Genomic DNA, 24,526 nt, shown 5'->3' with positions numbered 1-24,526 from the left:
AGTGCAGACCCGGTCAGCGCCCTGAGTCTTCGGGATCTCCCTACGCACCGAAAGCGTCGAGGCAGCGGAGCACCTGCAATCTGTTCAGTTCAAAACCTGCAAAGTGTTCATTCCAGTTCCTGCAATCTGTTCAGTTTCAGCCCTGCAAAGTGTTCAGTTCGGCTATCCATCCGCGTATTCGCGCACTTCTGAGGAGAGAGATGGTCTATCGATCACTGCGCTGTCGGCGTAAGGACACGGTTGCTCCTACAGAGGCGACGTTAAGTTCGATACGTGTGTACTACGCTCGTCCTCGGGCCGAGCCGCGACCAATCGGGTAACGGGAGCTCGGAAGCCGAGCGACGAGGCCCATCCTCTATAGAATGAACACATTCCCGACTGCAAAGGCACACGATGACTGAGACACCCGTCGAGTCCCGCGAAGAGAAGTCCCGCGCCCGCAAGGCCGTACTCGCGGCCGGACTGGGCAACGCCCTTGAATGGTATGACATCATCCTCTTCGGGTTCATGGCCACATCCATCACCGCGGTCTTCTACCCGGGCGAGGGCCTGTCCGCGCAGCTGATGACCTGGGCGACCTTCGCCATCACCTTCGTCGTCCGACCGCTGGGCGCCATCCTCATCGGCCGCTACGCCGACAAGCACGGCCGCAAGTCGGCCCTGTCGCTGACGATCGGTCTGATGACCCTCGGCGTGTTCATCATCGTCGTCCTGCCCGGCGAGGCGACGATCGGCATCTGGGCCTCGATCGGCCTCATCATCGCCCGCATCATCCAGGGAATCTCCGCCGGCGGAGAATTCGGATCGGCCACCGCCTTCCTCACCGAGAACGCCAAGCGCGGCAAGGCCTACTACGCCTCCTTCCAGACCGCGACGCAGGGCATCTCGATGTTCCTCGCCGCCGGAATCTCATGGATCCTCAGCTCGACCCTCAGCGAAGAGGCCCTGCACTCCTGGGGCTGGCGCGTGGCCTTCGCCATCGGCCTGCTCATCGGCCCCGTCGGCTGGTACATCCGCTCGAAGATGGACGACACCCCCGAGTTCAAGGCCGCCGAGAAGACCGACAACCCGCTGCGTGTGCTCCTCGGTGAGCACTTCGGGCGCCTGTTCTCAGCGTTCCTCATCATCGCGATGGCCACGATCTCGGTCTACCTCATCACATTCCTGCCGCAGTTCGCCGTCACCAACCTCGGCCTCGACGCGTGGGCGGCGTTCCCCGGCGCCGTCGTCGCCGGCCTCATCACCCTCATCGGCGCACCGTTCGCCGGCCGCCTCGCCGACCGAGTGGGCCCGACGACCGTGATGATCCCGACGACGATCGTGGGCATCATCGTCGCGTGGCCGATGTTCATCCTCCTGGAAGCTAACCCCTCGATCGGCGTCCTCACCCTGTGCGAGGCGATCGTCGGCCTGTTCATGGTCTTCTACTTCGGCCCGATGCCAGCCCTGCTGTCCGAACTGTTCCCCGTCAAGGTCCGCAGCTCCGGTATGACCATCGCCTACAGCTTCGGTGTCGCGATCTTCGGCGGCTTCGCCCCGCTCATCCTCACCGCGTTGCTCGGCGCGACGGGCCTGCTGACCGTCCCCGGCTTCTACTACGCCGCGCTGTCCCTGCTCTCCCTCATCGGCGTGATCATGGCTCGGAAGCTCTACAGCCAGCGCTGACCGTTCGGCTCACCCTCGCCGAGACGGCCCATCCTCCTCGCGGACCTGCCCCGTCATGCAACGGACCCGACCCTGCACGCTCGCAGAGTCGGGTCCGTTGTTCCGCATCGGGCTACTTGCCGGTCGCGCTCTTCGATGCTTTTGCAGTCAGCCAATGAGCGACCGGCAACTGTAAAAGGAAAGCTCTCTCGAACTGTCCATTTTGCTTTGCTTTTCTGATGGGTCTTAAATGCAAAGCAATCCGCTTTCAGTCAACTTTCTGTCGGTTTGGGGTGCCGGGCCATCGATGTCGGGGAGCCGCTCATCTGCTGTCTGAGGAACTCGCGGACGCGCGATTGGCGAATACAGGAGGAAGATAGTGAGCGTTTCGTCCCGCTGCTTCTCCCCGGATCAGAAGTTCTTCCTGGACGAGTCGATCTAGCGCACCTCGCGCGCCTGCCGGGGTCATACTCGTCAACTTGGAATAGTCGCCTGAAGTGATTCTGTCCTGCACCTCGAACCACTGGCTGACTATCTCTGAAGCCTCTTCGGCGCCGGGTGCCACAAACCACAGAACCCTTTGGCGATGCAGCATTTTTCTATCGGTGGTTTGTCCTCCGACGATTTGTCGAGCTTCCTTCGACAACGTCCACACATTCTTGAGCGGAGTAATCAATGGGTGCCCGTCAACTACGCATCTGTGCGCTATTTCGAGGGCCTCGTTGGCCTCGTCGACAGTTCGTTGTAGCACTTTCGCCATTCGTTGAACTGTGGTGAACGGATACCGAAGAAGAGTATGAACTATGAGCGCAATCTGGACGTCCCGTTGCCGGGCAGCAGGTTGGATCTTCGAAGTCAGTCGAATAATCGGCAGAAGTGGTTGTCCGCCAGCGAGACGCACGCGCACTCGGGGCCCTGGCTCTTCGACGAGCAATGGTGGGCGGTGTCCAAGGCTCACCATTTCACGATACATTCTGTCGACTCCGACGCCTTGCTTGTCAACTAGGCCGAGCGCTCGAGAAGCATCGGCCAGAGCGGGATATCGACTATAGCGCTGGGTAAGAACATTTTCCGATGAAATCCCGCCGACGAATCCACCTGGGGAGAGAACCGTCAGTGATGCGTCGGCTTCGACCCATGTCGCAGTCGTCGGCTCTTGCAAATTCCAATCCCGATGTACCACTCCGTTGAGCACGGCCTCTCGAGCCGAACGAGTTGGTAGTTGCCGAAGCGCGCGTTCCGAGAATTCGCCAGGAAGTGTGATCCTGTCATTTGCCGCGTCCAACAGTGCTTCGACTCGCTCTATCTGTTCCAGGAGGCTTAACCCCTCGTACTCAGAGTCAAATGCGAGAATGTCGCCGCCTTCGACATCCAGTCTGGTCCAAGTCAGCCATGCGCGCGGCGCAGGGCAAAACAGCAATGCTCCCGCTTCCGTGAGGTAGCCGTCCACGCTCAGCACTCCGATACGTTTTAGCATATCTGCAGTTGCGGCTGCCGCCAGGTCAGCTTGAGCGTCGTCCGAGGCGTCTCGTCTAGCCAAATAGTCCCTGGCTACTGCAAGTGCTTCAGGCTTGATGTCATCGATGGTGAAAGACGTAAGCCTGGCCATAGGATCCCAGCCGCTGCGGTCTTGGCGCCGAGCCCACCATTCGCCTCGGTCAACTGGCATTGAGGCAGCCCCTACCCTCCAACGAATACGTCCACTTGTATCGTCCACGGGTTCGCGTGCTTCGGCTGTGTAGATCACAAGCAGTCGGATTCCCTGCTCGATGTGCTCTTGAATCTCTGGCGCAACTTCGACTCGCCTGTAAATCTGCTGGCGAAGCCACTCAATGTCCAGATCTGTGCCGAGAAGATCTCCTGAGCGATCTTCTACGCCTATGATCAGTGCCCCGCCTCCAGGCGTATTGGCCATTGCGGCAACTTCATCTGCGAGCTGATCGGCGGCCTTCGTATTCTCTGAAACTCCAGGCAGTAAGCTTCCGGCAACTCCTCGGCGACCAGCTTCCTCTTTGAAATCTACTCGCTGGCGTTCTGCGCTGTCTGGTAACACGCCTGCCCTCAGCGAGCGCAGGCAAGCTTCCACTGCCTCGCGAGAACGTGCACGGTCTGCCATCAACTCAGTTCCAGGCTCAAAGGGAAACTCATTTCGCGATCCGCTCATGACTTTCACTTTACACTGGGTCTTAAATGAAAAGTAGATCTTCGTGTCGAATGGTACATTCCCTTTTAGAAATGATGGCGGTCGCGCTTGAAAGTGACAGCGCCTCATCCGCAAACCCTTTCTAATCCCCGACTTGTCACCTGTTGCAGGGAAGCGTGTTCAGCGTCGTTCAGCGCGTATGTCGGTCTTTCGCTGCGTGGAAGTCGACAAGTACTAGTGGAACGTTGGTCGATGCGTAGCGAACGGCATCGAGGTCTAGGTTGCCTCGCGGCGGCCTCGGGTAACGCGAAACTCGTTTTTCGCGTCGCTGGTGGCGTGATTTTCGAGATTCGCGTTACCCGAGGCGGTTGGGTGGCTTGGCGGCGGGGAATCCGGGCGAAACTGACCCGAGGCGCTGAGGCGGCGGTGAGGCTGAGGCGACTGGGTGCCGCGGCAGCGGAGTGAGGGCCGCTCACCGGCCGAAGGCCTCACCGGCAGAAAGCCGCACCGCCGGAGGCCTCACCGGCCGACGGGTGCTTCCGACCCGGCCTCCGCCGCGTCCTCCTCCGCCCGCCGTGCCTTCGCCGCAGTCCGCTCGACCCGCACGACGTGAGCGAGCAGCGCGAACCACACGAGAGCCAAGACTCCGAGTGCCAGCCACACCGACGAGCTCTCGAGCCCGAAGGTGAGAAGGATGGTGCGGACGTTCGTGAGGATGATGATGCCTCCCGCAGCGACGGCCAGCACCTTCGCCGGCAGCAACTTCACCAGCCACGCGGCGAAGGGTGCGGCGATGACACCGCCGACGAGCAGCGCAGCCACGATCTGCCATTCGATGCCCTGCGAGCCGAGCGCGATGAGGAACCCGAGCGAACCGCCGACGGCGACGACGAACTCGCTCGTATCGATCGACCCGATGACCTTCCGCGGCTCCAGGCGTCCCGATGACAGCAGCGTCGTCGTCCCGACCGGACCCCAGCCGCCACCGCCGATGGCATCAAGGGCCCCGCCGACGAAGCCGACCGGCACGAGCATCCCCGCGCTCGGCCGTGACCGGAACTCCGGGCGCCTGCCGCCCAGAGCGAGGAACCGCCAGATGACATAGACCCCGAGCGCGAGCAGGATTCCCGAGATCCACGGCGTCACGGCCTCCCCGTCGAGGCTGGCGAGGAACGTCGATCCGGCGATCGCCCCGACGAACCCGGGCCCGGCGAGGACCCCGACCGTCCTCCAGTCGACATTGCCGAACCGGTGATGGGAGATCCCCGAGACCAGAGTCGTGCCCAGCTCAGAGAAGTGCACCGCCGCCGAGGCAGCCGCCGGTGCCGTACCCGCAGCGAGCAGCAGCGTGGTTGAGGTGACCCCATAGGCCATGCCCAGGGAGCCGTCGATGAGCTGCGCGACGAGGCCGACTATTCCGAGGATGATGAGCTGACGCATGTGCTTGCCTTTCGTGGATGACGCGAAGGATGTGGAGGCGCAGACGATGTGAACGACGTCGACGGTGCGGACGGTGTGAGAAACGCAGAAGCGCGTTGACAGCACACACTAGCGAAACTGTTGAGCAGAATGGAAAGCCGGGCGCAATCCTACGAACTCGGTAGCGATGTGTCGAAAAATGACGGAGAATGGCGAAATTTCGCAGATGAATGGGCTGTGTGCGGTGTCGAGGTGGATGGGTTACGCTGTGCGAATGCATTCACTCGTGACGATCACTGCTCGATCTGGTCGCTCAGTCGTTGAGCAATCGGCCTGTTCGGTAGCCCCGGCGGCCCCGATGACCTGGGTGACCTCGGGGGCCCCGGTGGCCTCGGCGGCGCCGGGGCCCGTGGGGGAGCGGGCGCAGGGAACTGCCCAGGAGCGTCGGCGATGACGGGCCTGCCGTCGGTGGGCCTGATCTCCCACGGAACCTCATCGCCTACGGGCCAGGTCCTCATTGAGGTGCTCGCGGCCGAGGTCGCCACGGACCTGCGCATCCGTGGGCTCGCCGGCGAGGTGATGCTCGGCCATGTGGACGTCCAGAGCCCCGATGTCGACGAGGTGATCGCCCGCCTGCCCGACGATCGTCCGGTCGTCCTCGTGCCGCTGCTGCTCTCGCCGGGGTATCACGTCCACGTCGACCTCGCCGAAGCGGTCGGTCGTGCCGAAGGTGCCGGCCGCGACGTTCGGCTCGCCCCCACCCTCGGGCCCGAGCCCCGGCTCGCGGAAGTTCTCGCCAACTGCCTCCCGCCGCTGCGCGTAAGTGATCAGGTGATCCTTGCCGCGGCAGGCTCGAGCGACGAGCGGGCGAACGAGTCCTGCCGTGAGATGGGCAGGCTGTTGGCCGCAGAGCTCGAGCGTCCCGTCGAGGTCGGATTCCTCGCCGGCGCGGGAGTGCCGTTGAAAGACCTCGTCGAGGAGAGTCGGAGCCGCGGCGCCCGCCCCGTGCTTGCGAACTATCTGCTGGCCCCGGGCTTCTTCGACGACCTCGCACGCAAACTCGTCGAGGGCGGCGGTGTGAGTGGCGGCGCGAGGAGCGGTGCTGCAGGCAGTGGCCCGGTGGGCGTCCTTGCTCCGCCCCTGCTCACCGGCGGCAGCAGTGCTGCCGCCGTGCCGCCCCGGCTCGTCGATCTCGTCCGCGACCGTGTCCGCGAAGGCGCCCACGTCCGCGAAGGCCCCCACGTCCGCGACCGAGTGCGCGAAGACGTCCGCGACCGTGTCCGCGAAGGCGTCCGCGGCCGCGGGCAAGACGGCAGCCTCGGCGCCGCCCATGCCGAAGGCGACGCCCACGATCGCGCCCAGGCTCACAATCGCACCCAAACCCACGACCCCGTCCCGCAAGTGCTCAACGCCTGACCGCGCCCTCAGCGGTCTGTGTCGTCATATGTCACTCCATGACACAATTTCTCCGGAGAGTTGTTGAGCAATTCGGCATTCATGTAGCGTGACTCATCACTGGTTCCCCTCAGCGTTTGGAGACAGCAATGTCCACTCAGGTGGAAGAGAACAAGGAAACAGCAGGTAAACGAGCCGCAAAGCGGCCCGCGCGCCCGAAGAAGTCCAATGGGCAGTGGAAGGTCGACGGCCATGAACCGTTGAACAAAAACGAGATCGACAAGGCCGAAGACAACGGCCTCAACGTTCGCTCCCGCATCGAAGAGACCTACTCGAAGCACGGATTCTCCTCGATCGATCCTGATGACCTGCACGGCCGCTTCCGCTGGTGGGGCCTGTACACGCAGCGCAAACCCGGCATCGACGGCGGCCGCACCGCGAAACTCGAACCGCATGAGCTCGAAGACGAATACTTCATGCTCCGCATCCGCATCGACGGCGGCAAGCTCTCCACCGAACAGCTGCGGGTCATCGCGGACATCTCCAACGAGTTCGCCCGGGGCACCGCCGACCTCACCGACCGGCAGAACATCCAACTCCACTGGGTCGAGATCGAGAGCATGCCCGAGATCTGGCGGCGCCTCGAAGCCGTCGGCCTGCAGACCACCGAAGCCTGCGGCGACGTCCCCCGCGTCATCCTCGGCTCACCCGTGGCCGGCATCGCCGCCGACGAGCTCATCGACCCCACCCCGGCGATCGAAGAGATCTCGCGGCGCTACATCGGCGACGAGTCGCTGTCGAACCTGCCGCGCAAATACAAGACCGCGATCACCGGCCACCCCAGCCAGGACGTCGTCCACGAGATCAACGACTGCTCCTTCGTCGCCGTCGAACACCCCGAGCACGGCATCGGCTACGACCTGTGGGTCGGCGGCGCCCTGTCCGTCGTCCCCCGCTTCGCCGAACGCCTCGGCACCTGGGTCGCCCCCGACCAAGTCGTCGAGACGTGGCTCGGTGTCACCCAGATCTTCCGCGACTACGGCTACCGCCGCCTGCGCAACAAGGCCCGCATGAAGTTCCTGCTCGCCGACTGGGGACCGGAGAAGCTCCGCGAGATCCTCGAGACCGAATACCTCGGGTACAGACTCGCCGACGGTCCCGCACCGGCCAAACCCCTGACGGCAGGCGACCACGTCGGCGTGCACAAACAGGCCGACGGCCGCTACTTCATCGGCGTCACCCTCATCGCCGGCCGTGCCTCGGGCACCCTGCTCGGCCAGCTCGTCGACCTCGCCGAGAAGTTCGGATCCACCCGGCTGCGCACCACCCCGCACCAGAAGGTCCTGCTGCTCGACATCGACGAAGCTGATGTCGATGACGTCGTCGCCGGTCTCGACGCCCTGGGCCTGTCCAGCCGCAAGGACCTCTTCCGCCGCTCGACGATCGCGTGCACCGGCATCGAGTTCTGCAAACTCGCCATCGTCGAGACCAAGCAGACCGCCGCCGACGCCGTCGAGAAGCTCGAAGAGCACCTCGCCGGCATCGACCTGCCCCACCCGATCAGCCTCCACCTCAACGGCTGCCCGAACTCCTGCGCCCGCATCCAGACCGCCGACATCGGGCTCAAGGGCCAGATCGTCACCACCGACGACGGGGAGCAGGTCCCCGGCTTCCAGGTCCACGTCGGCGGCGGCCTGGCCTCGAAGGACCGGGACGAAGCCGGACTCGGCCGCACCGTCCGCGGGCTCAAGGTCACCGCCGAGAACCTCACCGACTACGTCGAGAAACTCGTCCGCCGATTCCTCGCCGGACGATCAGAGACCGAGACATTCTCCGAATGGGCCCACCGCGTCGACGAGGAGGAACTGACATGAGCAGCACCGACACGACCACCGCGACCCGGGCAGACACCCCAGGTCAGAGCCGGCGTCCCGAACCGCGACCCATCGAGGAACTGAAAGCCCTCGCCGAGGCGGGAGCCCGCGAACTCGGCGGTGACCCGGAGAACGGGGTCCCCGAGGCCAACCCCGCCGACGTTATCCGCTGGGTGTCCCGGAACTTCGAGACCGCCGCGTGCGCCGTGGCCTGCTCGATGGCCGACGCCGCCCTGCCGCACTACGTCGCCCAGTACCAGCCCGGAGTCGACGTCCTCTTCCTCGACACCGGCTACCACTTTCGTGAGACCTATGACACCCGCGACGAGGTGGCCCGGAAGGTCGATGTCCACATCGTCGACGTCCTCCCGGAGCAGACCGTGGAAGAGCAGGACGCCGAATTCGGCAAGGACCTCTTCGCCCGCGACCCCGGCCTGTGCTGCGCCCGCCGCAAGGTCGCGCCCCTGAAGAAGTCACTGAACGGCTACGAACTCTGGTTCACCGGGGTCCGCCGCGACGAGGCTCCGACCCGGATCAACACGCCGCTGATCACCTTCGATGAGAAGAACGGCCTGGTCAAGGTCAACCCTCTGGCCGCATGGTCCTTCGACGACCTCACCGACTACGCCCGTGCCTTCGATGTGCCGGTCAACCCTCTGCTGTCGCAGGGCTACCCGTCGATCGGCTGCCAACCCTGCACCCGCCCCGTCGCCGAAGGCGAAGACCCCCGAGCCGGCCGCTGGTCAGGCACGAACAAGACAGAATGCGGACTCCACACATGACCATCGACACCTTACTGACCACCTCGACGACAACAGGGACACCCACAGACACCCTGTCCACCCTCGACATCCTCGAATCCGAGGCGATCCACATCATCCGTGAGGTCGCCGCCGAGTTCGACAACCCCGTGCTGCTGTTCTCCGGCGGCAAGGACTCCGTGACCGTCCTCCACCTCGCAGCGAAGGCCTTCTGGCCGGCGAAGATCCCCTTCGGACTCCTCCACGTCGACACCGGACACAACTTCCCCGAGATCATCCGCTTCCGCGACGAGACCGCCCAGCGTTTCGGACTCGACCTCACGGTCGCCAAGGTGCAGGACTACATCGACGATGGTCGGCTGCGCGAACGCCCCGACGGCACCCGCAACACCCTCCAGACCCAGCCGCTGCTCGACGCCATCTCCGACGGCGGATTCGACGCCGTGTTCGGTGGGGCCCGCCGGGACGAGGACAAGGCCCGGGCGAAGGAGCGCATCCTGTCACTGCGCGACGAATTCGGCGGGTGGAACCCCAGCAGCCAACGCCCCGAGCTGTGGAACCTCTACAACGGCCGCCACCTGCCCGGCGAACACGTCCGCGTGTTCCCGATCTCGAACTTCACCGAACTCGACGTGTGGAGCTACATCGCCCGGGAGGACATCGCCCTGCCCGAGCTCTACTTCGCCCACGAACGCGAGGTCTTCAACCGCGATGGCATGTGGTGGGCGACCGGCGAATTCTCCGTCCCGCGCGACGACGAGACGCTCACCCGCAAGACGGTCCGCTACCGCACCGTCGGAGACATGAGCTGCACCGGGGCCGTGGAATCGGCCGCCGGTGACCTCGAATCCATCCTCGCCGAGGTGGCCGCCACCACCGTGACCGAGCGCGGTGCCACACGCGCCGACGACCGGATCTCGGCCGCGGCCATGGAAGACCGGAAGAAAGACGGGTACTTCTGATGACGACCACACCCACCAGCACCACCAGCGACACAGCCGCCTCGGTGGACACGACGACGAAGACGCTGCTGCGCTTCGCCACGGCCGGATCCGTCGACGACGGCAAGTCCACACTCGTCGGCCGACTCCTCCACGATGCGAAGGCGATCCTGGCCGACCAGCTCGGCGCTGTCACAGCGACCAGTCGGGAACGCGGATTCTTAGGCGGCGAGTTCGACTTCGCCCTGCTCACCGACGGTCTGCGGGCCGAGCGCGAACAGGGCATCACGATCGACGTCGCCTACCGCTACTTCGCCACGGACAAACGCTCGTTCATCCTCGCCGACTGCCCCGGGCACGTGCAGTACACCCGGAACATGGTCACGGGAGCCTCGACCGCCGACGCCGTCGTCGTCCTCATCGACGCCCGCACCGGCGCGACCGAACAGACCCGCCGGCACCTGACCGTCGTCTCCCGGCTGAACATCCCTCACGTCATCATCGCGATCAACAAGATCGACCTGCTCGACTTCGACCAGCAGGCGATCGACAGCGTCGAAAACGATGTGAAGGACCTCGCGGCAGAGATCGGCCTCGACACCCCGCACCTCATCCCGATCTCCGCCCTGGCCGGGGACAACATCGCCACCACCTCGGACAACACCCCCTGGTATCAGGGATCGGCGCTGCTCGACCTCCTCGAGACCCTGCCGAGCGCGGATGCGGACACCGCGGACTTCGAACCCTTCCGCCTCGACGTGCAGACGGTGCTGCGCCCGCAAGGGGGACTGGCACCGGGACTCGACCTCGACTACTACCGCGACTACCGGGCCGTGGCCGGACAGATCACCTCGGGTCAGGTCCGCCTCGGCGATGAGATCGAGATCCACCCGGCCGGGGTGACGTCGACGGTCATCGGCATCGACACCGCCGACGGTCCCCTCGAGACCGCGAGCGCACCCCTGTCGGTGGCGCTGCGGTTGGCCGACGACGTCGATACGGCACGCGGCAGCGTCATCGCCGCCGCAGGTACCCTGCCCGAACCGCGGCGGGAGCTGCGCTCCGAGGTGTTCCCCTTCACCGCCGACGGCCTGCGCACCGGCCAGCGGGTGCTCGTGAAGACGGGCACGACGACGGTGAAGGCCATCGTCACCGTCACCGCCCGCCGCAACCTCGAGACCTCACGGATCGAACCCGCCGAGGCGCTCGCCGGCAATGACATCGGCCTGGCCGAGGTGAAGTTGTCCGCCGAGCTGCCGGTCCCGGACTTCCGCGCTCACGGTTCGGCCGGAGCGTTCGTCATCATCGACGCGCAGTCGGGGAATACGCTCGCCGCGGGAATCCACACGCCCGGGGCAGGCGACCCGCAGGCACGCGAAGCCGCAGACAACCAGGCCCACGCACAGGAGCCGGTCTCATGACGCATTTCCCACCGCAGACCCCGGGCAGCGTGCTGCTCATCGGAGCCGGTCCCGGAGACCTCGGGCTGCTCACCGTCGCCGGTCTGCGCGCATTGGAACGTGCCGAGGTCATCGTGGCCGACCGCCTCGGCGCGCGCTCTGTCATCGACCAACTCGAGGCCGAACGCAGCGAGGCCCTGCCGGCCCAGATCATCGATGTCGGCAAGCAGCCGGGGCATCACCCGGTGCCGCAGGATCGGATCAACGACATCCTCGTCGAACAGGCCCAGAGGGGTCTGCGGGTCGTCCGCCTCAAGGGCGGGGACCCCTTCGTCTTCGGACGTGGGAGAGAGGAGATCGCCCACTGCCGGGCCGCGGGCATCGACGTGCGCGTCGTGCCCGGGGTGACCAGCGCGAACTCCGTGACCGCGCTCGCCGGAATCCCGCTCACCCACCGAGGCGTGGCCACCTCGTACACGGTCGCGACCGGTCACGACCAGGTCGCCGAGATCGGAGGGGGACGCGACCACACGGTCGTCATCCTCATGGGCGTGGGCACCCTCATCCACTCGGCCGGGGTGCTCGCCGCCGGTGAACGCGGAACCGACTGCCCTGTGGCGATCGTCGAGGACGGATTCGGTGATCGGCAGCGGGTGACGATCGGGACGCTGGGCACGATCGCCTTCCACGCCGCCCGCCGAGGCGTCCGGTCACCGGCGATCATCGTCGCAGGGGACGTCGTGACCCTGAGCCCCTACGCCGACGGTGCGTTCAACTCGGCGCTCGACCCCGCCACGCACACAGCCGAACTGCTGAGGAACCCATGACCTACATCATCGCGCAGCCCTGCGTGGACGTGAAGGACCGCGCCTGCATCGAAGAATGCCCGGTCGACTGCATCTACGAAGGCACCCGCTCCCTCTACATCCATCCCGACGAATGCGTCGACTGCGGGGCCTGCGAACCCGTCTGCCCCGTCGAGGCGATCTTCTACGAAGACGATGTCCCCGACGAGTGGGAGGCCTACTATGCTGCGAACGTCGAATTCTTCGACGACATCGGCTCCCCGGGCGGGGCCGCCGCCCACGGGGTCATCGACAAAGACCATTCATTCATCGCGGGCCTACCCCCGCAGAACACCGACGACTGAACGAGGACACAAATGACCACCACACCGTTTCGCGTCGCCATCATCGGCGCCGGACCTGCCGGCATCTACGCCGCCGACCTGCTGACGAAGGCCGAACATGACCTCGACTTGAGCATCGACCTGTTCGAACGCCTGCCCTCACCCTTCGGACTCGTCCGCTACGGAGTCGCCCCCGACCATCCCCGGATCAAGGGCATCATCAACGCGCTCATCAAGGTCCTCGACCGGGGCGACATCCGCCTGTTCGGCAACGTCGAATACGGAGCCGACATCAACCTCGGCGAGCTCACCGACCGCTACGATGCGGTGATCTTCTCCACCGGGTGCTTCGTCGATGCACCTCTCGATCTGCCGGGCATCGACCTGCCCGGCTCCTATGGGGCCGCGGACTTCGTCAACTGGTACGACTCACATCCCGATGTGCCGCAGACGTGGCCGCTGGAGGCGGAGAAGGTCGCCGTCCTCGGCAACGGCAACGTCGCCCTCGACGTGGCTCGGGTGCTTGCGAAGCAGGCCGATGATCTGCACACCACGGAGATCCCCGACCATGTCTATATGGGGCTGAAGGACTCCCGTGTCACCGACGTCCACATCTTCGGCAGGCGCGGTCCCGCGCAGGCGAAGTTCACGCCTCTGGAGCTGCGTGAGCTCGGGCAGGTCGCCGATGTCGACATCATCGTCTATGCGGAGGACTTTGAGTTCGATCAGGGTTCGCTCGAGTCCATCGAGTCGAGCAATCAGGTCAAGCAGGTGACGAAGACGCTCACGGACTTCGCGCTGCGCGAGGAGACGGGAGCCAAGCGGCGCCTGCACCTGCACTTCCTCCACGCACCGGTGGCCATCCTCGGTGAGGATCGGGTGACCGGGCTGCGCACGGAACGTCAGGAACTCGACGGGGCCGGTGGGGTCACGGGGACGGGGGAGTTCCACGACTGGGACATCGACGCCGTCTACCGGGCCATCGGATATGCGGGCACGCAGCTGCCGCAGCTGCCCTTCGACGAGGCCAAGCGCGTCATCCCCAATCACGAGGGCCGTGTAGTCGACACGGACGATCAGTCACAGGCCGCCGAGGCGGACGTCATCCCCGGCGTGTACGCGACCGGGTGGATCAAGCGCGGACCCGTCGGGCTCATCGGGCACACGAAGGGTGATGCCCTGGAGACGATCGGGCACATCCTCACCGACCAAGATGCCGGTGCGCTGACCGAACCCGTGTACCCGGGGGAGGAGTCGATCGTCGAGCTGCTCGAATCCAAGGGCGTCGACTTCACGGATTGGGAGGGCTACCACCGGCTGGAGACGGCGGAAAAGAGCCTCGGCGAGGCCGAGGGACGTGAGCGCGTGAAGTTCGCGACCCGCGAGGCCATGCTCGCCGAGGCGCGGGCCCACCTGACCGCGGACGCGAACGCCGGGAGCTGAGGGACGTGGAATTGGCGAGCGGTCCGATCGGATTTTCCATCATTGGATAGACTCCGACTGAATTGCCTACCACCGCTCTCCATCGTTGGGCTTTAGAGCAGCGTGTACCGGGTATCCCTTCTGCCCTGGCCGCCGTCCATGAAGACTCGACGATGTGCCTCGAGGCTCTTCAGGGCGTACCTCACCTGATTGTGGTTCAAGCCGACGGCCGCCGCGATCTGGGGAATGGTTGCGTTACCCCGCTCAATTGCTGCCAACACTTGAGGGGCATTCTTCGACAGTTTTCGCTCCTTGTCGGACGAGTCAGCGATAGGCTGTTTCACCGGCAGGGCTTGGGAGACATTGGGCGACAGACTGCTGCTGGGGGCTCTTTCGTGCGGTAATTTCGAAACTTCAGGCACGTTTTCGTTGGTGAAGTCAATAGAGTTGCTCTGTTCGAAGCTGGTTTCGACAAGCCCCCAACGTACGAGGTCGCTGAGCTGATCTTCTGCTTCAACTGATGACAGCGGCGAGAACTCTTGGCGCAGAGTGTTGATGTCCCAATGTTCTCCGTCTCGAGCCTTCAGCAACACTTGTTTCTGCAGATGCGTGAGTTCATGTCCACTCGAGTTTCTTGCCAGCCAGGCAGAGTCCTCGGGCGAAAATGCTGACCCACGCCAAAGATTCGCCGTGAATTGGACTCCGGTGTCGACCAGCTGAGGACGATGCAGATCGGATTCCACCGTCGCACGCAGAATTTCCTTAACGCCGCCTCCTTCGCCCTCGATGACGTTTTCTCCGTCACTGGTGCGAAGATACTTCGCGATGCCATAGAGTCGTTGATTGACCGCCGCCTGTGCGGGTGAATTGCTCGTGATCTGAGACAGTGTCAGTCCTCGCAAACCGCCTGGATTTGTGATGGTCAGAACTCGGTTATTGATTCTCACTTGGACCGACTTGCCGAGACCAAGGGTGTCCGGACTCAGATCGCGGTGGACAAGCGCATTAACGAGAGCTTCTCTGACGGCTCTTGGGGGAATTTCCAGAGTGTTACGGAGATGGCCGTTCGGTTGATACTGCTGGCGCGTGGTCAGGTTTGCTGTCACCCAGTCCATGAGTTCGTCCAGCAGTACCGGCAAGGGGCCGTCGAAATGCCTGAGGTTTTGAGTTCGGGCGCTTCCACCGTCTCGGGGGAGTTGAACAGCTGCCGTCACTTGGAGTGCAGGCAGGAGTCCTTGCGGAAAGTTTCCCAGAGCATAGATGCCTGCCACGGTGAGGGATTCGTCTGGTGTGATGACTCCAAGCTGTCGCAGCACGGTTTGATCGTCTTGGTCGCGCAGCCTCGATGATTGGGATCGGATCTGTCTGAGGAATGCCGACACCAATTCCTGATCCAGGTCTTGAAGTGTTGTGCCCGGCACTTGTTGTGTGTCGCCGTTGATTCTTTCCGTGTCGTTGAGTTTAGCGACTTCCAACATGTGCAGATCGGCCGAACTCATGACATAGTCGCCGTCCGCCTGTCGTAAGTATGCCTTTCCTTTGTATCGTGACGGCTTCTCTCGTGGCGGGAGTCCCTCGACTCGGGTAAGAACTACGGAGAGCCCTTCATAGTCGATTGTTGCTGCCTCGATATAAGGAGGCGGTTCCACAAAGTTCCGAGCTACAGAGACTACAGCGGCCTCAAGCCCAGCAGGGTCGGTGACACCGTTGATGGAGAATCCCTCGGCTTCATTGACCCCCAGCACGATCAGGCCGCCGTCGGGCATATTCGCAAATGCGCTGATCGTCGTCCCGATGCTTTGAGGCAGCCCTCCAGATGCACGTTTGACTTCGACATCAATCGTGTCGCCCCGATGTTTTCTCATGTCGGCTAGGACGGCATCGAGATTGTCAACAGTCAATTCCATGTTTCAAACTTATACTTGTGATTGTAGGTTTGCAAGTATAAGTATAAGTATAAGTTTTGACTTCGCTGATCGGTTGCACGAGTAATCGTCTGACCGGTAGTAACCGCAAGTTTTCCGGTGCCGTCTGCTCAAGCGCAAGACCTTCTGACTATCACTTCAAATATGCAAAGTTGCACGCCTGGTCGTCCTAGTAGCTTGGCTTAGGGGCTTAGGGGCTTAGGGGCTTAGGGGCTTAGGGGCTTAGGGGCTTAGGGGCTTAGGGGCTGAGGGACGTGAGTGCGTGAAGCTCGCGACCCGCGAGTCCATGCTCGCCGAGGCGCGTGCTCACCTGACCGCGGAGGCGGGTGCCGGGAGCTGACGCGGCTGTTGGTTCGGGGACGACGACAAAGGCGTTGGCCGTCCCCGATCATAACCTTCTGCGACTATCGCCTCGAGATAGGGCGGGCTTTGGAAGAGGTGGTCACCTAGTTCGGTGCCCGCCGTTGACGGCGAGTAAGCAACTGGTCTAACCTTTGAGCATGAAGTCATCGGACCACTCGCCTAAGGCGGCGCAGCCGAAGCGGCGATACATTCCGATCGCGCAGGATCTTCTGCGAGAGATTCAGGCCGAAGACGGCCGGACGGAAAAGAAGCTGCCATCGGATCGGGACCTTGCCGAACGCTATAACGCCTCCCGGAGCACTGTTCGCGAGGCAATCTTCGCCCTCGACATGATCGGGGTCATCGATGTCCGTCACGGGGACGGCACCTACATCTCGACGAGAGTCGAGCGCCTGCAATCATCCGAACAGTTCCAGTACGGTGCACGCCCGGAACATGTCATCGATACGCGATTAGTGATCGAGCCGAGCATCGCCGGAGGACTCGCGAGCAGTCATGCCGCCCTCGACGAGGCACGAAAGGTTCACGAAAACGCCGGAGCGCTCCTCCAGGTCGCCGAGAGCGTACCGGAGTTCACTCAACTCGCGCTCCGGTTTCATCTCGAACTCGCCGCTGCTCTCGACAACCAGCTGCTGGGAGAGCTCGCCTACGAAGTCATCTCCATCGACAATCAGCCTCTCTGGGCGCTGATCAACCAGCTCTCACTTCAAGATGTCGATCATCGACACCGGCTCTACGAGGAACATCAGCAGGTACTCGACACGGTTGCTGCTGGAGATGTCGATCTTGCCCACGCGACCATGAAAACCCACCTGAGCAGGAACAAGTTACGTATCCTGCCTCACTCCTGATCGATTTCACAATACAAGAGGAGGTTCGATGACGAACCAGCAATACCAGCCCATCAGGACTTCTGTCAGACTCGACCCGGCCTCGGGGCAGGTCAGCGAATCTGCGATGCTGCTCAGCGACACCAACGTTCCCGACATCAACCAATGCCTGGGCGTTGCGGCAGTGCAGCCAGGTGAGCCAGCCACGGCCGAACTCGCTCACAGCACGGCAGAAGTCATGTTCGTAGCTGAAGGCCGAGGTGAACTGATCACGTCAGAGGGGACTGTCGAGTTCTCCAAAGGCGACGCGATCTACATCCCGGCAAACCTTAAACATGCGCTGCGGAACACGGGGGAGACGGTGCTCGTCTCGGTCTTCAGCTTTCCCGCCCCCAACAGACCAGCAGACAGCACCACACCACACTGAAGTATTCTCCTCCGCGGAGAAGCACCATACCTGATCAGTGCGGGGGATCCGCACGAGATCGCAACGATTGATGACCACTGCGCCAGTGGTCGTCAGAATTCCCAGACTGCCGGGACATCGAAAGAAAGTACCGGTCCCGAACAGCGAACCTGCCAGTTCGCTATTCGGGGAACCCCGGTTACCGCCGGGGAGGATATATCGCTTTCAACTGAATCGAACGATGGAGTTCTCATGAACACGACATACCACGATAAGAATCATAGTCGATTAGGCGACATAGTCGATGGAATCAAACTGACGAAAGTCCATTACCTCGCGCTGCTGCTGGTCGTAACCGGCGGACTCTTCGAAGTCATGGAACAGCTCATCCTTGCCTCACTTGGCCCCTCACTGCAGGAAGCATTCGGCGCGTCGGCCCAAGACATCGCCCTGCTGTCGACCGCGACCCTGCTGGCGATCGCCGTCGGCGGAGTCACTGGGGGATACCTCGCTGACCGAGTGGGCCGCCGTGCGGTTCTCGCCGTCAGCGTCGGCATCTACTCTTTCGGATCAGTCGTCGCAGCTTTCTCGATGAACTACGAAATGCTCACCGTCGCCCGCATCATCACAGGGATCGGCGTCGGCGGTGAGATCGCCGTCGGACTGACCTACTTATCAGAGCTGACGCCCACCCGCATTCGCGGACTGTTCGTCTCTCTGTTCAACACGATCTCCGCTGGCGTCGGCATGTTCATCGCGTTCGCCTACACAATTTTCGTTCTGGGACCGTTTGCCGCGATGATCTCAGCTGGAGATGAAGCGTGGCGATGGGCATTCGGCCTGCTTGGCATACCCGCAGTGCTCGTTTTCTTCTTCCGCCGCTATCTCCCCGAGACGCCACGGTTTCTGCTGGAAAAGCACCGGACGCCAGACCTCAACGCATCGCTGACGCGACTCGAGCAGGGCAAGATGCGTTTGAGGACTACAGGCGATGCGGTCGAGTACTTCAGCGCCGCGGAAGTGGATGCTGCTTCCGCTGAGGTCTCGGAAAGCGGTCGGGTCTCCGATCTATTCATCTCCGGGCAGCGCAAGCGCACCGTCGGTCTGTCGATCGTGGCGTTCCTCGCCTGGGGCGCTCAGTTCAGCATCCTGCTCGTCATGCCACTGCTCCTCGTCGAGCGCGGCTACTCGATCAGCGGCAGCCTGACCTTCACGATGGTCCAGAACATCGGCGGATTGCTCGGCGCGATCCTCGCTTCGATCGGTGCCTATTCGTTCCCGCGCAAACGTATGATCGCCATCGGTTCAGTCCTCGCGGCTGTAACGATCATCCTCTTCGCGTTCTTCGCCACGAGCCCCTTCCTCATCATGCTCCTCGGATTCCTGTTCAACTTCAGCGTCATGGTCGTCAACACGACGATCTGGACCTGGTCGCCTGAACTCTTCCCGACAAAGATCCGCGGGCTGGGCACCTCAGTCGTCGTCAACATCGGCTTCGTCGGGGGAGCCCTGATCCCGCTGGCTGCGTCAGCGCTGTTTGAGAACGTCAACGAGTACATGACCTTCGGCACCGTCGTCATCATCTATATCGGCATTTTCATCATCTCCCGTGTTGTCACGGAGACGCATAACCGCTCATTCGAAGAGCTCGACCCCACCGACTGACCACACCGAACTCCAAGGAGAAATCATGGCTACCGAATCCAATGGCCCGATCCGCGATCTCGTCGGCTACGGTGAGAATCCACCGCATCCCCAGTTCCCCGGAGATGCCAATGTGGCCGTCAACCTTGTCGTCAACTACGAAGAGGGATCCGAGTACAGTCACTTCCTCGGCGACGGCGAGAACGACTCGATCGCGGAAGTCGCCTACCCGTTCCCACGCGAAGTCCGTGATCTGGCGACCGAATCAATGTACGAATACGGTTCTCGAGTGGGCGTGTGGCGTCTGCTGAGACTATTTGAGGAGTTCGGCATCAATGCCACCTTCTTCGCCTGCGCACGCGCGTTCGAAATGAACCCGGACGTCGCCACTGCCGCGCGTCAGCTCGGCCACGACCTCGTCTCCCACGGTTACCGCTGGGAAGAGCACTGGCGGATGACGCGCGAGGAAGAAGCGCAGCGCATTCATGATGCTGTCGAATCATTTAAGACCACCTGGGGGACAGCTCCCAATGGGTGGTACTGCCGCTACGGTCCCTCCATAAACACCCGCGAACTCGTCGTCGAGCACGGCGGCTTCCTCTACGATTCAGACGCCTACAACGATGACCTTCCGTACTTCACCGAAGTGCACGGAAAGCGCCATCTCGTCGTTCCGTACTCGTTGACCTACAACGATATCCAGGGGACGAAAGCGCCAGGCGACTTCTTCGAGTTCGCTCGCCGCGGTTTCGATGAGCTGTGGCTCGAAGGAGAGCGAGGCGCTCCGAAGATGATGTCGGTCGGACTCCATCCGCGTCTCATCGGACAGGCAGGACGGACGAACGCCCTGCGAGAGTTCATCGAGCACTGTCAGGCCAAGGGCAAGGTCTGGTTCGCGCGCCGAGATGACATTGCGAACCTGTGGATGGAGCAGTTCGGATGATTTCCTCGGGCGATCGCTTCTGTACCCAGATACTGAGCGAGGTCATGCTCCGTCACAGGCGCAGGCCGCGGAGAAGGCGCTCGGTGAAGCCGAGAGGCGTGAGCGGGTGAAGCTCACTACGCAGGAGGCCATGGGCGCCGAAACGCGTGCCCACCTCACCGCCGAGGCGACCGCCGGCAGCTGAAAAACCGCAAACCTCACATAGTGACCCGAAAAGGTCCGCCATTCGACCCCGGACACTCAAAAGCTGTGTTCGGGGTCGTCTGCGTCCATGATCTCGACCGATAACTCGGCTATGTAATTGACATCACGTAGCCACAGGAGAAAACTAGCCGCGTTAACACAGCCGTCTAACCCTCGGAGGCAAAGGTGCCCTCACACAGTTCCCTGTCATCGGGCTCGCATACGAGCGTGACAGTCGTCCACGACAAAGGACTCAAGCGCGATATCGGCAAGACCGGGCTGCTCTTCACCGGCGTCGGTTCGATCATCGGCTCCGGATGGCTCTTCGGTGCCTTCGACGCCGCGAGCATGGCCGGCCCGGCCGCGATTCTGTCCTGGGCCATCGGCGCTATCCTCATCATCTTCGTCGCACTCAACTACTCCGAGCTCGGTGTCATGTTCCCCGTCGCCGGCGGTGTCGTGCGCTACCCGCACTATGCGTTCGGTTCGTTCGCGAGCTACACCAGCGGGTGGATCACGTGGCTGTCGGCGGCGGGCACTGTCGGCATCGAGGTGCTCGCGGCCGTGCAGTACGCCTCGAGCTATATGCCGTGGCTGATGGAGTCGAAGGAAGGCGTCCTCGTCCTCACGGTGCCGGGCATCCTCGTGAGCATCGCGATGGTCGCAGTCTTCTGCGTCATCAACATGTTCGGAGTGAAGTTCTTCGCCCAGTTCAACAACGTGCTCGTGTGGTGGAAGCTGCTCGTCATCGTCCTCGTGTTCGTGGGACTCGCGCTGCTGGCCTTCAACCCCGGTCACTTCCACATGCCCGAGTTCGGCGGTTTCGCCCCCAACGGCATCGCACCGATCTTCGCGGCCCTGCCTGCGGCGGGCATCGTCTTCTCCTACCTCGGATTCCGCCAGGGCGTGGAGTTCGCCGGCGAGACGAAGAACCCGCAGAAGAATGTGCCCTTCGCTGTCATCGGCTCGATCGTGCTCACCGGCATCATCTACATCCTCCTGCAGGTTGCGTTCATCGGCGCCATCCCCACCGACCTGCTCAAGGACGGCTGGGGCGGACTGTCGTTCTCGAACTCGGCAGGGCCGTGGGCAGAGATCGCGATCATGCTCGGTGCGATGTGGCTGGCGATCATCCTCTACATCGATGCCGTCGTCTCCCCTGCCGATACCGGTCTGATCTTCACCGCGCTCACCCCGCGTCTGTCGTACTCGCAGGCTCGCGTGGGCAATGCTCCGAGTGCGATGACGAAGCTGAACAAGAAGGGCATTCCGTGGTTCGGTCTGGTGGTGACGTTCATCGTCGCCTGCTTCCTGTTCTTCCCGTTCCCGTCGTGGGCGAAGATGGTCGGGTTCATCACCTCCGGCACCGTCATCTCCTTCGGATCCGGCCCGGTCACGGTGGCGGCGCTGCGCCGTCAGCTGCCCGATCAGGAGCGTCCGTTCCGTCTGCCAGGCGGAGACACCCTGCCGTTCCTCGGGTTCCTCGCCGCGAACCTCATCGTGTTCTGGACCGGCTGGGACACGAACTGGAAGCTGTTCCTGGCGATGGTGCTCGGCTACGTGGTCCTCGGTCTGCACTACGCTTTCAGCGACCGCAGCAAGATCCCGCCGCTGCAGTTCAAGTCCGGCTGGTGGATGATCCTGTGGCTCGGCGGTCTGGCCGTGCTCAGCCTGCTGAGCAACTATGGCGACGGCGCGATGGGCGTGCTCACGTTCGGATGGGGCGAGCTGGTCTGCACTGTATTCACCGCCATCGTCTTCTACGTCGGAATCAAGACCCGCCTGAAGTCGGAGGAAGTCATTGCCAACGTCGAAAACACCAAGGAGACCGCGGCCGAACACATCGACGGGGAGTGACCGTCGTCCGAGCCACACGGGCCGCAGCGTCGGATCTCACTGACGCTGCGGCCAATGTCCCCTGGTTGCCCCGTGACGGCCCCGACACGTTTCGTGCCTGCGAACCCGGTCCGATACCGAGATTTCGGACAGCGGAGCATTGGTGGTGTTCTCTGCGCTGCCAAAGGAAGTGAAGCGCGTGGTGACGCGAAATCTGTCTGAGTCTTCTGGGGTGATTGACGGTGCTCGGCCGGGAGCCCAAGGTGAAATCAAGTCGTGGCTCGGTGGCATGCGCCAGTTGAGAGCGGAAGGATTATACTTCGGGGCATGATTCGAGGAGGTCGATGATGGGAAAGATAAAGAAGCAGTTCCGGACACCGTGGAGCATCCTGACGATCGGAACACGCGGGAAGACAAGGAAAAGACGGAAGCCGGGGAAGCTGTCACTGACCAGGCGGAGGACGAGCAGTTCGAAGAGTGTTCCACGACGGGGTCGTTTGACGAACTGGCTCCCGCGATAGTCCGCAGCCGTTCTGCCGGGGGTTCAATCGTGTCATCATCCGCTTTACGATGAATTATGGAACTGACACATTTGAAGAGCTTCACTACCGGACTGACTCTCGGCATCGGCGGCGTCGCAGCGGCTCTTGCCGGGCGCAGGGCCGTCAGCAATCTCAAGACCAGCAAGGGCCATCCTTGGAAGCACCGCGTGTTGGACCTGGGCTCCGCGTTCCTCCAGCGAAAATATCCGCTGGAGGCGATGAGCACTTACCTCGACGGCCTGCACATCTATGCCGATGACACCGGACGCCAAGTCCATGCCGCTCACTTCTGCATCCACTTGGAACACGACCTGCACCAGTGCGTCATCTTCGACCGCAACGCTCACGACGCCCGTCTGATCGGCATCGAGTACATCATTAGCGAAGACCGGTTCCGCGCCCTGCCCGAAGAGGAGAAGAAGCTCTGGCACAGCCACCATTATGAGATCAAGTCCGGAATCCTCACCGCCCCTGGCGTTCCGGAGATCGCCGAACACGCCTACTTCGAGGACTTGGTGAAGACCTACGGCAAGACCTTCCACACCTGGCAGTATGACGTTCACGACTTCCCCTACGGTGCCCCGCAGCTGATGATGGGCTTCACCGAGGATGGGCAAGCCCGCGACGAGCTGGTCCGGGAGCGCGACCGCGAAGTCGGGGTCTCGACGCAGCGCAACCGCGAACGCCGCGAAGACATCCCGATGCCGGAGGTCGCCCCGGGCGCGAACTCGTGGGAGAGCGGGACTGCGATGCAGACGACCCTGCAGGAGACACGCGTCAAACGGTAGAACGCCGAACGGCACAACCGACGAAAACGTGTGAGCCATTCGGAGCGGCCTCTGTTCACTGTCCGGGGCAGACGCCGGTGATAGCTTCTTCTCTACGATTCGCAGCAGCGAGGCCGAATCTTCCTTCGAGAGGAGCATGCGATGTCAGAGAATTCCCCGTTACCTTTGGAGTAGACCCAGCATACGTCAGGAAACAAGGGGTCGCTGGCCTGAGAGCCCCGGCACCGGGCATCGGACTCCTCATCGGTCTGCTCGCCGCCCTGTGGTCGGCTTCCGGGTACGTCAAGGCTTTCGGCCGGGCGATGAACATCCTGCACGACATCCGCGAAGGACGCGGATTCATCAAGTTCAACCTCCAGATGTACCTGCTGACCGCTCTGATCCTCATCCTCGGGGCGGTCGCACTGGTGATCTTCGTCCTCTCGGGTCCGATCGCCGAGGCTGTAGGCAGTGCGATCGGCCTGGGTTCGGTCGCGCTTATGGTGTGGAGCATCGCGAAGTGGTTCGTTCTCGCCTTCATCGTCGTCTTCGTCCTCGCTCTCCTCTACTACGCGACCCCGAACGTCCAACAGCCGAAGTTCCGCTGGATCAGCCTCGGCGCGTTCATCGCGATCGTCGTCATCGTCATCGCCTCGGCAGGCTTCTTCTTCTATGTCGCGAACTTCGGCAACTACAACAAGACCTACGGCGTCCTCGGCGGGGTCATCGTCCTACTGCTGTGGACGTACATCGTCAACGTCATCCTACTATTCGGTGCCGAGATCGACAGTGAACTCGAACGCGGGCGCGAACTGCAGGCCGGGCTTCCCGCCGAGGAGGACCTCCAGCTGCCGTCGCGCGACACCAAGGCCAGCGACAAGAAGGAGCGGAAGAGCCAGGAGGACATCGAGCGTGCCCGCAACCTGCGGAAGACTGCAGGACAGAGCCAAGAGTAGGCC

At 62.8% G+C, this 24,526-nt stretch carries 19 protein-coding genes; 16 read left to right on the top strand and 3 right to left on the bottom strand.

Translation table 11 applies throughout. From position 1 onward, the window contains the following. The first annotated feature begins 393 nt into the window (after positions 1–393). Positions 394–1,665, top strand: a complete 1,272-nt coding sequence (locus GUY37_RS16515) for an MFS transporter (RefSeq protein WP_166827846.1) — start codon at positions 394–396, stop codon at positions 1,663–1,665. Between the two features lie 301 nt (positions 1,666–1,966). On the opposite strand, the gene GUY37_RS16510 is transcribed toward GUY37_RS16515, so the two are convergent. Further along, positions 1,967–3,808 carry a DUF5635 domain-containing protein gene (locus tag GUY37_RS16510; RefSeq protein WP_166827843.1) on the bottom strand — a complete coding sequence of 614 codons (1,842 nt, stop codon included), beginning with the start codon at positions 3,806–3,808 and terminating at the stop codon, positions 1,967–1,969. Positions 3,809–4,306: 498 nt separating this feature from the next. Next, positions 4,307–5,227 (bottom strand): sulfite exporter TauE/SafE family protein, encoded by a 921-nt coding sequence (locus GUY37_RS16505; protein WP_166827840.1) that lies wholly within the window; start codon positions 5,225–5,227, stop codon positions 4,307–4,309. 429 nt (positions 5,228–5,656) lie between these two features. On the opposite strand from GUY37_RS16505, the gene GUY37_RS16500 reads away from it, so the two are divergent. From GUY37_RS16500 to GUY37_RS16465, 8 genes are all read left to right on the top strand, one after another. Next, positions 5,657–6,622, top strand: a complete 966-nt coding sequence (locus GUY37_RS16500) for a sirohydrochlorin chelatase (protein ID WP_166827837.1) — start codon at positions 5,657–5,659, stop codon at positions 6,620–6,622. 128 nt (positions 6,623–6,750) lie between these two features. Then, the gene (locus GUY37_RS16495) at positions 6,751–8,475 is read left to right on the top strand and encodes a nitrite/sulfite reductase (RefSeq protein WP_166827834.1); all 1,725 of its coding nucleotides are present in this window, start codon (positions 6,751–6,753) and stop codon (positions 8,473–8,475) included. Then, a complete protein-coding gene (locus tag GUY37_RS16490; RefSeq protein WP_166827831.1) occupies positions 8,472–9,257 on the top strand; it encodes a phosphoadenylyl-sulfate reductase in 786 nt (261 codons plus the stop codon). The genes GUY37_RS16495 and GUY37_RS16490 overlap by 4 nt, the downstream gene beginning before the upstream one ends. Next, positions 9,254–10,198 (top strand): sulfate adenylyltransferase subunit CysD, encoded by a 945-nt coding sequence (gene cysD / locus GUY37_RS16485; RefSeq protein ID WP_166827828.1) that lies wholly within the window; start codon positions 9,254–9,256, stop codon positions 10,196–10,198. Before GUY37_RS16490 ends, cysD begins: the two co-directional genes overlap by 4 nt. Beyond that, positions 10,198–11,598 (top strand): sulfate adenylyltransferase subunit 1, encoded by a 1,401-nt coding sequence (locus tag GUY37_RS16480; RefSeq protein WP_166827825.1) that lies wholly within the window; start codon positions 10,198–10,200, stop codon positions 11,596–11,598. The genes cysD and GUY37_RS16480 overlap by 1 nt, the downstream gene beginning before the upstream one ends. Beyond that, a complete protein-coding gene (cobA, locus tag GUY37_RS16475; RefSeq protein WP_166827822.1) occupies positions 11,595–12,404 on the top strand; it encodes a uroporphyrinogen-III C-methyltransferase in 810 nt (269 codons plus the stop codon). Before GUY37_RS16480 ends, cobA begins: the two co-directional genes overlap by 4 nt. After that, a complete protein-coding gene (fdxA, locus tag GUY37_RS16470) occupies positions 12,401–12,727 on the top strand; it encodes a ferredoxin (RefSeq protein WP_166827819.1) in 327 nt (108 codons plus the stop codon). Before cobA ends, fdxA begins: the two co-directional genes overlap by 4 nt. 12 nt (positions 12,728–12,739) lie before the next feature. After that, positions 12,740–14,149: an FAD-dependent oxidoreductase gene (locus tag GUY37_RS16465; protein ID WP_208094707.1), complete on the top strand. Its 1,410-nt coding sequence runs from the start codon at positions 12,740–12,742 to the stop codon at positions 14,147–14,149. A 92-nt stretch (positions 14,150–14,241) separates the two neighbouring features. On the opposite strand, the gene GUY37_RS16460 is transcribed toward GUY37_RS16465, so the two are convergent. Further along, a complete protein-coding gene (locus GUY37_RS16460; RefSeq protein WP_166827816.1) occupies positions 14,242–16,035 on the bottom strand; it encodes an ATP-binding protein in 1,794 nt (597 codons plus the stop codon). Positions 16,036–16,553: 518 nt separating this feature from the next. On the opposite strand from GUY37_RS16460, the gene GUY37_RS16455 reads away from it, so the two are divergent. From GUY37_RS16455 to GUY37_RS16425, 7 genes are all read left to right on the top strand, one after another. Next, positions 16,554–17,267 (top strand): FadR/GntR family transcriptional regulator, encoded by a 714-nt coding sequence (locus tag GUY37_RS16455; protein WP_166827813.1) that lies wholly within the window; start codon positions 16,554–16,556, stop codon positions 17,265–17,267. A gap of 28 nt (positions 17,268–17,295) precedes the next feature. Then, positions 17,296–17,673, top strand: coding sequence for a cupin domain-containing protein (locus tag GUY37_RS16450; protein ID WP_166827809.1), 378 nt, complete (start codon positions 17,296–17,298; stop codon positions 17,671–17,673). Between the two features lie 231 nt (positions 17,674–17,904). After that, complete coding sequence (locus GUY37_RS16445; protein WP_166827806.1) at positions 17,905–19,317, top strand: MFS transporter; 1,413 nt, start codon at positions 17,905–17,907, stop codon at positions 19,315–19,317. Between the two features lie 25 nt (positions 19,318–19,342). Further along, positions 19,343–20,239, top strand: a complete 897-nt coding sequence (locus GUY37_RS16440) for a polysaccharide deacetylase family protein (protein WP_166827803.1) — start codon at positions 19,343–19,345, stop codon at positions 20,237–20,239. 411 nt (positions 20,240–20,650) lie between these two features. Beyond that, a complete protein-coding gene (locus GUY37_RS16435) occupies positions 20,651–22,279 on the top strand; it encodes an APC family permease (protein WP_208094706.1) in 1,629 nt (542 codons plus the stop codon). A gap of 556 nt (positions 22,280–22,835) precedes the next feature. Next, complete coding sequence (locus GUY37_RS16430; protein ID WP_166827800.1) at positions 22,836–23,588, top strand: OBAP family protein; 753 nt, start codon at positions 22,836–22,838, stop codon at positions 23,586–23,588. Then, on the top strand, positions 23,531–24,523 hold the full coding sequence (locus tag GUY37_RS16425; RefSeq protein ID WP_208094705.1) for a YihY/virulence factor BrkB family protein: 993 nt from the start codon (positions 23,531–23,533) through the stop codon (positions 24,521–24,523). The genes GUY37_RS16430 and GUY37_RS16425 overlap by 58 nt, the downstream gene beginning before the upstream one ends. Positions 24,524–24,526 lie beyond the last annotated feature (3 nt).

It is taken from the genome of Brevibacterium limosum (assembly GCF_011617705.1).
GTDB lineage: Bacteria > Actinomycetota > Actinomycetes > Actinomycetales > Brevibacteriaceae > Brevibacterium > Brevibacterium limosum.
The sequence above is the reverse complement of the archived record's forward strand: the minus strand, read 5'-3'. Positions and strand labels throughout refer to the sequence as shown.